The following is a 16,226-nucleotide window of genomic DNA, read 5'->3' on the forward strand; positions in this document are numbered from 1 at the left end:
GCAGTCCACGTGCGCGTAGTGCCGCTTGTCCGTCTGGTACTCCGCGTGGTGCACGTTGATCGTCACGCCCCGCGCCTTCTCTTCCGGAGCGTTGTCGATCTCGTCGTAGCGCTTGGCCGTCGCCAAGCCCTTCTTGGAGAGATAGAGGGTGATCGCCGCGGTCAGGGTCGTCTTGCCGTGGTCCACGTGCCCGATCGTCCCGATGTTGACGTGCGGCTTGGTGCGCTCGAATTTCGCCTTGGCCATGTTCGATCTCTCCTTATTTCTTGACGTTCTTCTCCACGATCGCCTTCTTCACGCTGCTGGGGACCTCGTCGTAATGGCTGGGCTCCATCGTGAAGGACGCCCGCCCCTGCGAGATGGAGCGGACCACGGTCGCGTAGCCGAACAGCTCGGACAGCGGCACCGTGGCCCTGACGAACTTCAAATGCGCCCGGTCTCCCATCTCCAGGATATGGGCGCGGCGGGAATTGAGGTCGCCGATGACGTTGCCCATGTACTCCTGGGGGGTGACCACCTCGAACTTCATGATGGGCTCGAGGATGGTGGGGTTGGCCCTCTTGCAGCCCGCGCGCAGCGCCATGCCGCCCGCGATCTTGAACGCCATCTCGGAGGAATCCACGTCATGATAGGAGCCGTCCAGCAGCGTCACCTTCACGTCCACGATGGGGAAGCCCGCCAGGGCGCCGCCCGGCAAGGCCTCGCGCACGCCCTTCTCCACGGCCGGGATGTATTCCCGCGGGATGCGCCCCTGCTTGACGTCGTTGACGAACTCGAAGCCCTTGCCGACCGGGTTGGGCTCGATCTGCAGGACGCAGTGCCCGTACTGGCCGTGCCCGCCGGTCTGCCGGATGAACTTGCCTTCCTCGGTGATCTTCTTGCGCACCGTCTCCTTGTAGGCCACCTGAGGCATGCCCACGTTGCCGGCCACGTTGAACTCGCGCTTCATGCGGTCCACGATGATGTCGAGGTGCAGCTCGCCCATGCCGGAGATGATGGTCTGGCCGGTATCGATGTCGGTCCGCATGCGGAAAGTCTGGTCCTCTTCGGCCAAGCGGCCCAGGGCCACGGCCATCTTCTCCTCGTCCGCCTTGCTCTTGGGCTCGATGGCGACCGAGATGACCGGCTCCGGGAAGGTGATCTGCTCGAAGATGATGGGGTGGTCCTCATCGCAAAGGGTCATGCCCACGGCGGAGTTCTTCATGGCCACCGTGGCCGCGATCTCGCCGGCGCGGACCTCCTTGATCTCCTCGCGGTGGTTGGCGTGCATGCGCAGCAAGCGCCCCACGCGCTCCGAGGCCCGCTTGTTGGCGAAGTAGACCATGTCGCCGGTCTTGAGCTTGCCGGAATAGACCCGGAAGAAGGCCAGCTTGCCCACGAAGGGGTCGGTCTGGATCTTGAACATCAGGGCCGAGAAAGGCTCCGCATCCGAGGCCTTCCGCTCGACCGGCTCGTCCGTGCGCGGGTCGAGGCCCATGACCGTCGGCTTGTCCAGCGGGGAGGGCAGGAAGTCGCAGACGGCGTCGAGCATGGGCTGCACGCCCTTGTTCTTATAGGAGGAAGCGGCCAGGACCGGGAAGATCTTGGACTGCAGCACGCCCTTGCGCAGGATGCGGCGCAGGTCGGCGGCAGGGAAATCGTGGCTGCCGTGCTTGCCGTGGATGTACTTATCCATGGCGTGCTCGTCGAACTCCACGATCTGCTCGATCATCTTCTCATGCCACTGCTTGGCCTTGGCCTTGAGCGCGGCCGGGATCTCGGTGACGTCCCACTTGGCGCCCAGCTCCTCGCCGTGCCAGACCAGGGCCTTCATCTCGATGAGGTCGATGACCCCGGAGAACTTGGACTCGGCGCCGATGGGGAGCTGGATGGCGCAGGCGTTGGCCCCGAGCAGTTTGCGGATGGAGTTGAAGGACATCGTGAAGTCCGCGCCGGTGCGGTCCATCTTGTTGATGTAGGCGATGCGCGGGACCTTGTACTTGTCGGCCTGCCGCCAGACCGTCTCGGATTGGGGCTCGACGCCTTGCACGCCGTCGAAGCACACCACGGCGCCGTCCAGCACGCGCAGGGAACGCTCCACCTCGGCCGTGAAGTCCACATGGCCCGGGGTATCGATGATGTTGATGCCGCAGTCCCGCCATTGGCAGTAGGTGGCGGCCGCGGTGATGGTGATGCCGCGCTCGCGCTCCTGGGGCATCCAGTCCGTAGTGGTCGCCCCGTCGTGGACCTCCCCGATCTTATGGATGCGCCCCGTGTAATAGAGGATGCGCTCCGTCGTGGTGGTCTTGCCCGCGTCGATGTGCGCGATGATGCCGATGTTGCGCACTTTCTCGAGCGGGAATTTCCGGTTCATTCGTCTACCACCGGTAATGGGCGAAGGCGCGGTTGGACTCCGCCATCTTGTGGGTGTCCTCCCGCTTTTTGAACGCCACGCCTTCCTTCTTGGCCGCGGCCAGGAGCTCCTCGGCGAGCCGCACGGCCATGGGCTTGCCCGACTTGGCGCGGGCCGCGTCGAGGATCCAGCGCATCGCCAAGGTCGAGGACCGCGTCGGGTTGACTTCGATGGGGACCTGGTAGGTCGCGCCGCCGACGCGCCGGGCCTTGACCTCCAGCAGCGGCCGCACGTTCTCGATGGCCTTGGTCAGCACGTTCAAGGCGTCTTCCTTGGTGCGCTCGGCCATGATGTCCATGGCGCCGTACATGATGTGCTCGGCGGCGTGCTTCTGTCCCCGGTAGTTGAGCTTGTTGATGAGCCGGGAGACCAGCACGGAATTGTACTTGAAGTCCGCGGGGGGCAGGCCCCGGCGGTCTCGCGGTCTGAGTCCTTTTCTAGGCATGCGATGTTCTCCTTAAGCCTTGGCCGCTTCTTTGGGCCGCTTGGCGCCGTAGAGGGAGCGGCCTTGCCGGCGGCCTTCGACTCCGGCCGTGTCGAGCACGCCCCGGATGATGTGGTAGCGCACGCCGGGCAGGTCCTTGACGCGGCCCCCGCGGATCATCACGATGGAGTGCTCCTGCAGGTTGTGGCCGACGCCCGGGATGTAGCCCGTGACCTCGATGCCGTTGGTCAGCTTGATGCGGGCGATCTTGCGCAGGGCCGAATTCGGCTTCTTGGGGGTGGTGGTCTTCACCTGCGTGCACACCCCGCGCCTCTGCGGGCAGCCCATGAGGGCGGGCGCCTTGGGATGAGTGCGGTTCTTGCTGCGCCCGATGCGGATGAGTTGGTTGATGGTCGGCATGGTTCCTCTCTTACGGCTTGGCCTCGGCCTGGGACTGCAACAGCTCCTGGAGCTTCACTTGCGGCGCCAAGCCCGTCCCCGCCGGGATCATGTGGCCGATGATGACGTTCTCTTTCAGGCCCCGGAGGTAGTCGATCTTGGAGGTGGTGGCGGCTTCGGTCAAGACGCGGGTCGTCTCCTGGAAGCTCGCCGCGGAGACGAAGGAGTTCGAGGCCAGCGACGCCTTGGTGATGCCCAAGAGCACCGGCTCGGCCTGGGCCTCCTTGCCGCCCTTGGCTTTGATCTGCCGGTTATCGTCGGCGAAGGTGAACCGGTTGACGATCTCGCCCTTGAGGAACGCCGTGTCGCCGGAGTTGACGATCTTGACGTTCTCCAGCATCTGGCGCACGATGCACTCGATATGCCGGTCGGAGATGTTCACGCCCTGCAGGCGGTAGACCTCCTGGATGGCGTTGACCAGGAATTCCTGCACCTCCTTGACGCCCTTGACGTGCAGGATATCGTGGGGGTTGATGGCCCCGTCCGTGATGGCCTCACCCACGCCGACCCGGTCGCCCTCGTAGACCACCAGATGCTTGCCCTGTGGGATGAGGTATTCGCGCACCAGGTCGGTCTCCTCGTTGCGCACCGAGACCATGCGCTGGTCCTTGGGTCCGACGCCCAACGACACGATGCCTTCGATCTCGGAGATGACGGCCGAGCTCTTGGGCCGCCGGGCTTCGAAGAGCTCGGAGACGCGGGGCAGGCCGCCCGTGATGTCCTTGGACTTGGTGACCTCTTGCGGGATCTTGGCCATGACGTCGCCCGGGCGCACCTCTTGTCCGGCCTCCACCGTGAGGATGGTGTCCGTGGGCAGAGGGTAGTTGGTCACGTCCTTGCCGCCCTTCTCGATGACGACCCGCGGGTTGAGGCGCTTGGAGCTGCCGCCCTCGCTGCGGTCCGAGCGCCGGGTCTCCTGCTCGATGATGCGGCGCTCGATGATGCCGGTGATCTTGTTGCGCTCCTCGTGCAAGGTGACGCCTTCCTTGACGTCCATGAGCCGCACGTGCCCTTCGACCTCGGCGATGATCGGCATGGTGTAGGGATCCCACTCCGCCAGCAAGGAGCGCGGCTCAGCCGAAGAGCCGTCCTTGACCTTCAGGCGCGCGCCGTAAGGAGACTTGTGCTCCTCGACGGCGCCGGTGGTGCGGTCGGCGACCAGGAGCGCGCCGGTGCGCGAGACGCAGACGTTCTCGCCGTCGCGATTGACCACGGTCCGGATGTTGCGGAACTCCACCTTGCCGCCCTTGAGCGTCAGGGCATGCGAACGCTTGGTCACGCGCGAGGCCGTGCCGCCGATGTGGAAGGTGCGCAGGGTCAGCTGCGTGCCCGGCTCGCCGATGGACTGGGCCGCGATGATGCCTACGGCCTCGCCGATCTCGACCATGCGGCCGTTGGAATTGTTCATGCCGTAGCACTTGGCGCAGACGCCCTGGCGGCTCTCGCAGGTCAGCACGGAGCGGGCGCGCACGACGTCCAGGCCCGCCTCCTTGATCTGGACCGCGATCTCGGCGGTGATGTGCTCGCCCGCCTTGACCAGGGTATTCTCGGCCGGCTTGCCCTTGGCGTCGGCGCCGGAGACCACGATGTCCTCCAGGGCCACCCGGCCCAGGACCCGCTCGTCGAGCGGCTCGATGGTCTCGTCGCCGGCGGTGAGGTCGCCCAGGCGCACGCCGTTGATGGTGCCGCAGTCGGCCTCGGTGATGACCAGGTCGTGGGCCACGTCGACCAGCCGCCGGGTGAGATAGCCGGCGTCCGCCGTCTTCAAGGCGGTGTCGGCCAGGCCCTTGCGGCCGCCGTGCGTGGAGATGAAGTACTCCAGCACCGTGAGGCCCTCGCGGAAGTTGGAGACGACGGGCTGCTCGATGATCTCGCCCACGCCGCCGGTGAGCTTCTTCTGGGGCTTGGCCATGAGGCCGCGCATGCCGGCCAGCTGCCGGATCTGCTGGCGGCTGCCGCGGGCGCCGGAGTCGGCCATGAGGAAGACGGAGTTGAAGCGCGGCCGGCCGGCGACGAACTTCTCGGACTCCTCCTTCTTCATCTCGTCGAACATGACGTCCGAGATCTTGTCCGTGACATGGGTCCAGATGTCGATGATCTTGTTGTAGCGCTCGGCCTCGGTGATGAGGGCGTTCTTGGCCTGCTTCTCGATCTCCTTGACCTTGCGGCGGGCCTCCAGGATGGCCTCCTTCTTGAGCGTCGGGATGTGCATGTCCGAGATGGAGATGGACAGGCCGGCGGCGGTGGCGTAGTGGAAGCCGATGCTCTTGAGGTCGTCGAGGAGCAGGACGGTGCGGTAGTGCCCCAGCTGCTTGTAGCACTTTTCCACCAGCTTGGAGAGCTCCTTCTTGCCCTGCGGGGCGTTGAGGTAGCCCAGCTCCCGGGGGATGATCTGGTTGAAGATCACGCGTCCGACCGTGGTCGAGTCCTTCCATTGGTCGACGGGCACGGGCTCGGCCTTCTTGCCCTTGCCTTCGACCTCGGTGAGGTCCATGGTGATGCCGCGCACCTTGATGCGGGCGTGCAGGTCGACCCGGAAGTTCTGGTGGGCGGTGATCACCTCGCCGGCGTCGGAGAAGACCATCCCTTCCCCTTTCTCGCCTTGCTTGTATTTGGTGAGATAATTGATCCCCAGGACCATGTCATGGGACGGCACCGCGATGGGCTTGCCGGAGGCGGGGGACATGATGTTGTTGGAGGCCATCATGAGGACCTTGGCCTCGAGCTGGGCCTCCTGGGAGAGCGGCACGTGCACGGCCATCTGGTCGCCGTCGAAGTCGGCGTTGAAGGCCGCGCAGGTCAGGGGATGCAGCTGGATGGCCTTGCCCTCGATGAGCACGGGCTCGAAGGCCTGGATGCCCAGCCGGTGCAGGGTCGGGGCGCGGTTGAGCATGACCGGGTGCTTCTTGGTCACGAACTCCAGGATGTCCCAGATCTCCGGGCGCACCTTCTCGAACATGCGCTTGGCGGCCTTGAGGGTGAGGCTCTCGGTCTTCATGAGCTCGCGGATGATGAAGGGCTTGAAAAGCTCGAGGGCCATCTCCTTGGGCAGCCCGCACTGGTTGAGCTTGAGGTAGGGGCCGACCACGATGACGGAGCGGCCGGAGTAGTCCACGCGCTTGCCCAGCAGGTTCTGCCGGAAGCGGCCCTGCTTGCCCTTGAGGATGTCGGAGAGCGACTTCAAGGGCCGGTTGCCCGCGCCGACCACCACGCGGCCGCGGGCGCCGTTCTCGAAGAGGGCGTCGACGGCCTCCTGCAGGAGGCGCTTCTCGTTGAAGACCATGACCTCGGGCGCGCGCAGGGCCTCGATGTGCTTGAGGCGGTTGTTGCGGTTGATGATGCGGCGGTAGAGGTCGTTGAGGTCCGAGGTGGCGAAGCGGCCGCCTTCCAGGGGGACCAGGGGGCGCAGCTCGGGCGGGATGACCGGCAGCTGGGTGAGGATCATCCATTGCGGCTCGTTGCCGGACTCGGCGAAGCCCTGCAGGATGCGCAGACGGCGGATCAGCCGCGAACGCTCGGCCTCGGAGGCCACGCCCTGGATGTCTTCAAGGATCTTGGCCGCTTCCTCCTTGGGCTTGACCCGGGAGAGGAGCGTGTGGATGGCCCCGGCGCCGATGTCCACCTTGAGCTTGCTCTTGTACTCGGCCTTGGCCTTGCGCACCTCTTCCTCGGAGAGCAGGTCGCAGGCCTTGTACACGGTGCGGCCGGTGGAGTCCACGAAGTCCTCCAGCACGATGTACATGGCGTAATAGATGACCCGCTCGAGGTCGACCGTCTTCATGTTGAGGACGATGCCGATGCGCGAAGGCGTCTTCTTCAAGAACCAGATGTGGGACACCGGCACGGCCAGCTCGATGTGGCCCATGCGCTCGCGGCGCACCTTGGCCTCGGTCACCTCGACGCCGCAGCGGTCGCAGACGATGCCCTTGAACTTGACCCAGCGGTACTTGCCGCAGGCGCACTCGTAGTCGTGCGCCGGGCCGAAGATGCGCTCGCAGAACAGGCCGTCGCGCTCGGGCTTCAGCGTCCGGTAGTTGATGGTCTCGGGCTTCTTGACCTCGCCGTAGGACCAGGACAGGATCTGGTCCGGGGAGGCCATGGAGAGACGGATGGCGTCAAAGTCGAAGAAATCGAGGCTGTCGGATTTCTTCTTCTTCTTGCCGCCCAAGGACAGCTTCTTTTCCGCGACCGCTAGATATCCCATGGTTTAGGCCTTCCTCGCGGTTGCCGCGCCCGCTTCCTTTTCCTTGCCCCGCTTGGCCGCCGCCGCTACCGCCTCAGCGTCCTTGCCGAGCTTGAGGAGTTCGACGTTGAGGCCCAGGGCCTGCAGCTCCCGGACCAGGACCTTGAACGACTCCGGCACCCCCGGCTGGGCCGGAGGCTCGCCCTTGATGATGGCCTCGTACATCTTGGTGCGGCCGGCCACATCGTCGGACTTGACCGTCAGGAACTCCTGCAGGGCGTAAGCCGCGCCGTAGCCCTCGATGGCCCACACCTCCATCTCGCCGAAGCGCTGGCCGCCGAACTGGGCCTTGCCGCCCAGCGGTTGGCGGGTGATGAGGCTGTAAGGCCCCGTGGACCGGGCGTGGACCTTGTCTTCCACCAGATGGTTGAGCTTGAGGATGTACATGTAGCCCACCGAGATCTTCTCATGGAAGGGCTCGCCGGTCCGGCCGTCGAAGAGCGTGATGCGGCAATCGTCGGAGGGGAGGTACTTCTCCGGGACGCCCTTCTCGCGCAGCTCTTTCTTGGCGCTCTGGACCATCTCGATGACGTCCTTCTCGGTGGCGCTGTCGAAGACCGGATTGATGGTCTGCACCTCGAGGTGATGGGCCGCCCAGCCCATCATCATCTCCAGGAGCTGTCCGATGTTCATGCGCGAGGGCACGCCCAACGGGGAGAGCACGACGTCGAGCGCCGTTCCGTCCGGCAGGAACGGCATGTCCTCTTCGGGCAGGATCTTGGCCACCACGCCCTTGTTGCCGTGCCGGCCGGCCAGCTTGTCGCCGACCTGCACCTTGCGGCGGGAGGCGATGTAGACCTTGACCACCTTGTTGACCGTGACGGCCAACTCGTCGCCCTGCTTGACGCCTTCCTTCTCCCGGGAGGCGTCGTCGCGGAGCTTCTTCTCCATGATCTTGTAGAACAGGGTGAGCCGCTCTTCCTCGTCGCGGCGCTTGGCGGCGGGCATCTCCTCGAGCGCGGCCAACGAGTCCTTGCGGTGCTGGCGCAGGGCGCCCAGGGCCTTGTCCAGGCGCTCCGTGACGACGTCGAGACGCTTGCGCTCTTCGGGCTTGGAGAGCTTCTCGCGGCGCACGAAGACGCGCACGCCGATGACCTTGCCCGAGACGCCCGGCGGCACGCGCAGCGAGGCGTCCTGCACGTCCTCGGCCTTCTTGCCGAAGATGACCTTCAAAAGCCGCTCCTCGGGGGTGAGCTGCTGCTCGCCCTTGGGCGTCACCTTGCCGACCAGGATGTCGCCCTGGGCGACGTTGGTGGAGGGGATGACGATGCCCTGCTCGTCGAGAGCCTCCAGGGCCTCGGCGCCCACGTTGGGGATGTCCCGGGTGATCTCCTCGGCGCCGAGCTTGGTGTCGCGCGCCTCCACCTCGAACTCGGTGATGTGGATGGAGGTGAAGAGGTCTTCCTTGACCAGGCGCTCGGAGATCAGGATGGCGTCCTCGAAGTTGTAGCCCTCCCAGGGCATGAAGCCCACCAGGAGGTTGCGCCCCAGCGCGAGCATGCCCCCCGCGGTGCCCGGTCCGTCGGCCAGCACGTCGCCGGCCTTGACGCGGTCCCCGGTCTTGACCGCGGGCGCCTGATTGATGCAGGTGTCCTGGTTGGACCGGCGGTACTTGCGCAGCTGGAAGAGGTCGATGGCGCCGTCGCCGTCCTTGGCGCCTTCGGCGTGCACCGCGATGAGGTCGCCCGCCGAGTAGATGACCCGGCCGGCGCGCTTGGCCGTGACGCAGGCTCCGGAATCCTTGGCCACGGCCTCCTCGATTCCGGTGGTGACCAGCGGGGCCTCGGCGACCAGCAGGGGCACGGCCTGGCGCTGCATGTTGCAGCCCATCAGCGCGCGGTTGGCGTCGTCGTGCTCCAGGAAGGGGACCAAGCCGGCCGACACCGAGACCACCTGCAGGGGCGAGATGTCCATGTAGTCGACCTTGGCGGGCTCGACCAGCGGGAAGTCGCCCCGGGAACGGCAGGCGACCAGGTCCGAGGCCAGGCGGTCCTTCTCCAGCGGAGTGTTGGCCTGGGCCACGATCTGCCCGGCCTCCTCATCGGCGCCGAGGTAAAGGACCTCGCCGGTCAGCTTGCCCTTGATGACTTTTTGGTAAGGCGATTCGATGAGTCCGAACTCGTTGATGCGGGCATAGGTCGCCAAACTCGTGATGAGGCCGATGTTCGGCCCCTCCGGGGTCTCGATGGGGCAGATGCGGCCGTAGTGCGTGTGGTGCACGTCGCGGACCTCGAACCCCGCGCGCTTGCGGTTGAGGCCTCCGGGCCCCAGGGCCGAGAGCCGCCGCTTGTGCGTGATCTCGGAGAGCGGGTTGATCTGGTCCATGAACTGCGAGAGCTGCGAGGTCCCGAAGAACTTGCGCAGGATGCCGACCATGGGCGCGGTGTTGAGCAGGTTGCGCGGGGTCAAGGTGGTCTTGTCCTGCACGCTCATGCGGTCGCGGATGACGCGCGACATCTGGGCCAGGCCCACGCGGACCTGGTTCTCGAGGAGCTCGCCCACGCCGCGCACGCGGCGGTTGCCGAGGTGGTCGATGTCATCGAGCTTGACCGCGAAGTTGTGGTCGAAGAAGGTGGGCACGGCCGTGCGCCAGCGGGTGATGGCCTCGCCCAGCTCCAGGAAGGAGATGCGGTCCTTCTTGAGCCCCTGCTTGGCGGCCTCCGGGTCGTCGTCGGAGTCCTTCTCATGCAGGTCGATGACCGGGAAGTTCTCCAGCGGCTCCTTATTGATCTTCTTGGCGTACTCCTGCAGCAGCGCCTTGAACTCGCCGGTGCCCTCGTAAGGCTGGGGCCGGATGGGCATGGCCGTGGTCTTGGGCAGTCCGTCGGCGTAGTGCGACGTGCCGCAGTTCAGCGCGATGAGGTACTGCATCGTGGCCACGATGTCCTCGGTGCAGAGGGTGCGGCGGTTGTAGGCGGGCAGGGCGAAGTATTTGTGGCGCCGGTTGTCGGGACGGCAGACCACGTCGTGCCGGGTGGCCAGCTTCCAGAGGAAATGGTGCAGCTTGCCGTGGATCTTGTGCCGGCCGACGTTGGAGAGGTCGTATTTGCGCAGGTTCTTGAAGATGAGGTTGTCGAGGTAGGCCTCGGCCTGGCCGGGGACGATGAACTCCTGGCCGCGCAGCTTCTTGTAGATGTCCTGCTGGGCTTCCTTGACGCTCTTGATCTTGTCCTTGCGCAGGGTCTCCAGGATGGTGGGGTCTTCCTTCTCCGGGTCGCCGGTGAGGAGCTTGACCGTCTGCACGCCCTTGTCGAGCATGCGCTTGATGGCCTCGTGGGTGACCTTCTTGCCGGCCTCCAGGAGCACCTCTCCCGAGTTCTGATCGACCACGTCCTCGATCGAGGTGCGGTGCAGCAGGCCGACCATGGTCTGGGCGTTGACGGGGACCGACTCGTACTCGTAGAAGGTCTTGAGGATGTCGGCGTCCGACTCGATGCCGCAGGCGCGCAGGAAGGTGGTGGCCTCGAACTTCTTCTTGCGGTCGATGCGCACATAGAGGATGTTGTTGAGGTCGAACTCGAACTCGACCCAGGCGCCCCGGTAGGGGATGATCTTGGCGAAGAACAGCCTCTTGCCCAAGGACGAGATCTTCTTCTCCTCGTCCTCCTCGAAGATGATGCCGGGGGAGCGGTGCAGCTGGCTGACCACCACGCGCTCGGCCCCGTTGATTATGAAGGAGGCGGTCTCCGTCATCATGGGGACTTCGCAGAGCACGACCTCCTGCTCCAGGATCTGCTTGAGCTTGCCGGAGGGCTGGCGCGAGGACAGGCGCAAGATCGCCTTGAGCGGCCGGGACCAGGACGAGTCGTGGGCCTGCGCCTCCTCGGGGGTCTCGTAGCGCGGCGGGGCGAACTCGTAGCGCACGAAGTCCAGGACCATGCTGCCGTCGCTGGATTCGATGGGGAAGACGTCGAGGAAAGAGGCCTGCAGCCCCATCAGCTTGCGCTGGTCGGGCTCGCCGCCGAGCTGCAGGAAGTCGCGGAAAGACTTCTTCTGCATCTCGAGCAGATCGGGAAGCTCCATCGCCTGGGGAATCTTTCCGAATTTGATCTGTTTCACGCGTTCACCCCTCGCTGCTTTCTAAAAAAGGAAACCGCCCCTGGCCCGTTGCGGGGCCAGGGACAGTTTGCCTCGGCGTTTCTACAAAAAGAACGGCATCAGTCCCTGCGTTACCTCAACTCGACGACGGCGCCGGACTCGACGAGCTTCTTCTTCATCTCTTCGGCCTGGGCCTTGGCCACGCCTTCCTTCACGGCCTTGGGCGCGGCTTCGACCAAGTCCTTGGCTTCCTTTAGGCCCAGACCTGTGAGCTCACGGACGGTCTTGATGACCTGGATCTTCTTGTCCCCGGCGCTGACCAGGAACACGTTGAAATCCGTCTTCTCCTCGACGGCGGCGGCGGCGGCTCCGCCCGCGGCGGGAGCGGCGGCGGCCACGCCCACGGCGGCGGCCTTGACGCCGAACTTCTCCTCGGCGAGCTTGACGAACTCGGCGGCCTCGAGCACGGTCCAGGCCCCCATCACGTCCACGGCTTCTGCGGGCGACAACTTGGTCGGCATGCGTTCTCCTTTTTTCTGGCAGCTCCTTTCGGATTTATCCCCTACGCGGGGACTGCCGGCTGCTCCTTTGAGGCGGCGGCCGCGCCTGATTCCGACTGCTTCTTCTGCTCCAAAGCCTTGACGACCAGCAGCACGTCCCGCGTCGGGGCCTGCATCACGGCCAGGGGCTGGCTGATCATATTGTACAGGATGCTGACGGCCCTGCCCAGCACTTCCTGCCGCGAGCCCAGCGTCGAGAGCTGCGCGCATTCAGCCGGGGTCATCCACTTCTGGCTGACCACGCCGGCCTTGACCTTCAATTTTGGGAACTGTTTGGCGAAAGCGGCCAGGACCTTGGCCGGCGCGATCGGATCGTCGCCGTCCGAGACCACCATGCCCACGGGGCCTTTAAGGAGCTTGGCATCCGGCCCTTCCAGGCCGGCGTTCTTGAGGGCGTAGCGCACCAGGCTGTTCTTGACCACCGCGTAGCGGCAGTGCAGGGGGCGCAGCTTGGCGCGCAGCTCGTCGAGCTCCTTGAACTTGAGCCCCTGATACTCCGTGAAGAACAGGTGCGGCGCGACCTTCAGCTTCTCAGCCAGCGTCTTCGCCTTCTCGGTCTTCTGAACCTTGGTCAGTTTCATGGCATCCTCTCAAATCACGCCTCGGCAAAAACAGCCCCGTTCTTCCAGTACACACGACAGAAGAGCGAGGTGCCGGGGACGGCTTTCGTGAACTTCAAATTGCGCACCCGAAGGTGCGGGCGGTCAAGGGGCGGACGAGACCGGCAACGACCTACTCTCCCAACGCCGAGATGGGCGTTAGTACCATCGGCCCTGGCAGGCTTAACTGCCGTGTTCGGAATGGGAACGGGTGTATCCCTGCCGGAAATATCACCGGTCTCATTCGCCCCTCGACCCTATTATGGTGGGAGTATGGTTGGACATCCCGATATTGTTTTCCGGGACATACATCGCTCCGATTCCTATTCGGGGCGAACTCGCCTGGGTCGAAACATTGTCAAAGAATAATTAAGGCGTCCACACACGATCGAAGAATATGGCCAAGCCTCTCGGACGATTAGTACCGCTTTGCTTAAAGCCTCGCGGCTCTTACACGTGCGGCCTATCAACCTGGTAGTCTTCCAGGGTCCTTCAGGGGCCTTGCGGCCCGGGAAACCTAATCTTGGGGCGGGTTTCACGCTTAGATGCTTTCAGCGTTTATCCCTTCCGAACACCGCTACCCAGCGATACCCTTGGCAGGATAACTGGTACACAGGAGGTCCGTTCATCCAGGTCCTCTCGTACTATGGACGACTCCCCTCAAGTTTCCTTGCGCGCATGGTAGATAGAGACCGTACTGTCTCACGACGTACTGAACCCAGCTCACGTACCGCTTTAATGGGCGAACAGCCCAACCCTTCCCACCTGCTCCAGCGGGAGGATGCGATGAGCCGACATCGAGGTGCCAAACCGGGTCGTCGATGTGAACTCTTGGACCCGATCAGCCTGTTATCCCCGGGGTAGCTTTTATCCGTTGAGCGATGGCCCTCCCACGAGGGACCACCGGATCACTATATCCGACTTTCGTCCCTGCTCGGCTTGTAGGCCTTGCAGTCAAGCTCCCTTCTGCTATTGCGCTCAATAGGCGATTACTATACGCCCTGAGGGAACCTTGGAACGCCTCCGTTACTCTTTGGGAGGCGACCGCCCCAGTCAAACTGCCCGCCTGACACTGTTCCCCGGCCGGATCACGGCCGTGGGTTAGTTTTACAGTCTCGATAGGCTGGTATTTCATGTTTTGCCTCCACCCAGGCCACAACCCGGGTTTCAAAGGCTCCCAGCTATGCTACGCAATCAAAACCATAAAACGATGTCAAGTTACAGTAAAGCTCCACGGGGTCTTTTCGTCTAACCACGCGTAACGAGCGTCTTCACTCGTACCACAATTTCGCCGAGCACTTGGTCGAGACAGCGGGACCTTTGTTACACCATTCGTGCAGGTCGGAACTTACCCGACAAGGAATTTCGCTACCTTAGGACGGTTATAGTTACCGCCGCCGTTTACCGGGGCTTGAGTTCGCCGCTTCGCCCTTGCGAGCTGACGGCTCCCCTTGACCTTCCGGCACCGGGCAGGTGTCACACCCTATACCTCATCTTGCGATTTCAGCAGAGTGCTGTGTTTTTGCTAAACAGTCACGGTCCCCCTTTCACTGCGGCTCCTCTTGCGAGGAGCATCCCTTCTTCCGAAGTTACGGGATCATTTTGCCTAGTTCCTTGACCAAGTCTCACTCGCGCGCCTTAGGATTTTCACCCCACCTACCTGTGTCGGATTACGGTACGGTTAGATCATAAGCAACTTACGAGGGTTTTCTAGGCAGCGTAGTTCAGCGACTACCCGCCGGTCACCCGGCAGTCCCCATCGGCTTTCAGGTTAACGCCCCTCCGGACTTTTCCTGGAAGAGCACCCCTACGGCTTTGGCCTGGGACAACCTTTACCCAGGACCGCTTACCTTTCTGCGTCACCTCTTAAGTTAACGCCCATGACCTAGTTCCGGAATTTTAACCGGATGCCCATCGGCTACGCCCTTCGGCCTCGCCTTAGGACCGACTAACCCTGAGCCGACGAACGTTGCTCAAGGAACCCTTAGGTTTTCGGCGACAAGGATTCTCACCTTGTTTCTCGCTACTTATTCCGACATCCTCACTTCACAACGCTCCAGCACTCCTTACGGTATGCCTTCACTGCATTGTGAACGCTCTCCTACCCCGCATCAAGGACGGATCCTCGATGCAGACGCGATTGCGGTGACATGCTTGAGCCCCGTGTCATTTTCCGCGCAGATTCGCTAGACCAGTGAGCTGTTACGCACTCTTTGAAGGATGGCTGCTTCTAAGCCAACCTCCTGGCTGTTTGAGCAAATCCACAGCGTTTTCCACTTAGCATGTACTTTGGGACCTAGATCGACGTTCTGGGTTGTTTCCCTCTTGCACGTGGAGCTTATCCCCCACGAACTGACTGCCCGCTAGTACGCCGCGGTATTCGGAGTTTGACAGACTTCGGAGGAGGGGTTGCCTCCCCTACATCTACCAGTGCTCTACCCCCGCGGTTTAACGGCGGACGCTAGCCCTAAAGCTATTTCGGAGAGAACCAGCTATCACCAAGTTCGATTGGCCTTTCACCCCTAACCACAGCTCATGTAGAATCTTTTCAACGATTAACACTCCGAGCCTCCACGACGTTTTACCGTCGTTTCACTCTGGCCATGGTTAGATCACTTGGCTTCGGGTCTGATGTGTCGAACTGAGCGCCCTTTCAGACTCGCTTTCGCTACGGCTTCGGACGGAACGTTAGTACCGCCCTTAACCTCGCTCGACCCATCAACTCGCCGGATCATTCTTCAACAGGCACACACTCAGGCATTCCCTCGCCTTGCGGCTCGGGCATAGCCCCCGTGTAGCTTGTATGCATACGGTTTCAGGTTCTATTTCACTCCCCGTCAGGGGTTCTTTTCGCCTTTCCCTCGCGGTACTGGTTCACTATCGGTTACCAGAGAGTATTTAGCCTTGGAGGGTGGTCCCCCCGGATTCCCACGAGATTGCACGTGACCCGTGGTACTTAGGAACTCATCGGGAGTCAGCTGGATTTCGCGTACGAGACTAGCACTCTCTTTGGTCGGCCTTTCCAGGACCGTTCCGCTATCCGCTGATTTGTAACTCCCCGGTTCTGCACCGGATGAGCCCTGCAACACCCCGACGGCACGCCGTCAGGGTTTAGGCTATTCCCCGTTCGCTCGCCACTACTAGGGGAATCTCGGTTGATGTCTTTTCCTCCGGGTACTGGGATGTTTCGCTTCCCCGGGTTGTCCCCCTTGCGCTATCTCCTGACCCGAAGGCCAGGCCTTTACTCAAGGGTCCGCAGGCTTTCGTCTGCGGTGGTTGCCCAATTCGGAAATCTCCGGATCAAAACCTATTTGCGGTTCCCCGGAGCTTATCGCAGCTTATCACGTCCTTCATCGGCTTCTGGTACCAAGGCATTCACCATATGCACTATGTAGCTTGACCATATTCTTCCATCGAGCCCGGTCCCCGGTCAAAAGGGCCAGGCTTGAGTGAGACGCCTACATATTATTCTTTGTTGCTAAGCATCCCTCGGCTTTCCGCTTCCCGCCCC

Annotated in this window: 8 protein-coding genes and 2 rRNA genes; all 10 read right to left on the reverse strand. The window is 63.1% G+C overall.

What is annotated here, in order from left to right; genetic code table 11:
* A partial coding sequence (locus NTY77_15720) for a GTP-binding protein (GenBank protein ID MCX5796944.1) occupies window positions 1-246 on the reverse strand: 246 nt, incomplete at its 3' end.
* Between the two features lie 13 nt (window positions 247-259).
* Complete coding sequence (gene fusA, locus NTY77_15725) at window positions 260-2,353, reverse strand: elongation factor G (protein MCX5796945.1); 2,094 nt, start codon at window positions 2,351-2,353, stop codon at window positions 260-262.
* Window positions 2,354-2,357: 4 nt separating this feature from the next.
* Window positions 2,358-2,837, reverse strand: coding sequence for a 30S ribosomal protein S7 (gene rpsG / locus NTY77_15730; protein MCX5796946.1), 480 nt, complete (start codon window positions 2,835-2,837; stop codon window positions 2,358-2,360).
* A gap of 12 nt (window positions 2,838-2,849) precedes the next feature.
* A complete protein-coding gene (gene rpsL, locus NTY77_15735; protein MCX5796947.1) occupies window positions 2,850-3,236 on the reverse strand; it encodes a 30S ribosomal protein S12 in 387 nt (128 codons plus the stop codon).
* A gap of 10 nt (window positions 3,237-3,246) precedes the next feature.
* Window positions 3,247-7,479, reverse strand: coding sequence for a DNA-directed RNA polymerase subunit beta' (rpoC, locus tag NTY77_15740; GenBank protein MCX5796948.1), 4,233 nt, complete (start codon window positions 7,477-7,479; stop codon window positions 3,247-3,249).
* A 3-nt stretch (window positions 7,480-7,482) separates the two neighbouring features.
* Window positions 7,483-11,577: a DNA-directed RNA polymerase subunit beta gene (rpoB, locus tag NTY77_15745; protein ID MCX5796949.1), complete on the reverse strand. Its 4,095-nt coding sequence runs from the start codon at window positions 11,575-11,577 to the stop codon at window positions 7,483-7,485.
* Window positions 11,578-11,687: 110 nt separating this feature from the next.
* Window positions 11,688-12,077: a 50S ribosomal protein L7/L12 gene (gene rplL / locus NTY77_15750; protein ID MCX5796950.1), complete on the reverse strand. Its 390-nt coding sequence runs from the start codon at window positions 12,075-12,077 to the stop codon at window positions 11,688-11,690.
* Between the two features lie 41 nt (window positions 12,078-12,118).
* On the reverse strand, window positions 12,119-12,697 hold the full coding sequence (rplJ, locus tag NTY77_15755; GenBank protein ID MCX5796951.1) for a 50S ribosomal protein L10: 579 nt from the start codon (window positions 12,695-12,697) through the stop codon (window positions 12,119-12,121).
* A 138-nt stretch (window positions 12,698-12,835) separates the two neighbouring features.
* Window positions 12,836-12,954, reverse strand: a 5S ribosomal RNA gene (gene rrf, locus NTY77_15760).
* 158 nt (window positions 12,955-13,112) lie between these two features.
* Window positions 13,113-16,117: ribosomal RNA gene (locus tag NTY77_15765) — 23S ribosomal RNA — on the reverse strand.
* Between the last annotated feature and the right edge of the window lie 109 nt (window positions 16,118-16,226).

It is taken from the genome of Elusimicrobiota bacterium (assembly GCA_026388095.1).
Lineage (GTDB): Bacteria > Elusimicrobiota > Elusimicrobia > UBA1565 > UBA9628 > UBA9628.

What these genes read in the sequence shown, in the direction of transcription:
- rpoC (MCX5796948.1), bottom strand. Translation starts at nt 7,479, where the DNA reads ATGGGATATCTAGCGGTCGCGGAAAAGAAGCTGTCCTTGGGCGGCAAG.
- rpsG (MCX5796946.1), bottom strand. Translation starts at nt 2,837, where the DNA reads ATGCCTAGAAAAGGACTCAGACCGCGAGACCGCCGGGGCCTGCCCCCC.
- rplL (MCX5796950.1), bottom strand. Translation starts at nt 12,077, where the DNA reads ATGCCGACCAAGTTGTCGCCCGCAGAAGCCGTGGACGTGATGGGGGCC.
- fusA (MCX5796945.1), bottom strand. Translation starts at nt 2,353, where the DNA reads ATGAACCGGAAATTCCCGCTCGAGAAAGTGCGCAACATCGGCATCATC.
- rplJ (MCX5796951.1), bottom strand. Translation starts at nt 12,697, where the DNA reads ATGAAACTGACCAAGGTTCAGAAGACCGAGAAGGCGAAGACGCTGGCT.
- rpsL (MCX5796947.1), bottom strand. Translation starts at nt 3,236, where the DNA reads ATGCCGACCATCAACCAACTCATCCGCATCGGGCGCAGCAAGAACCGC.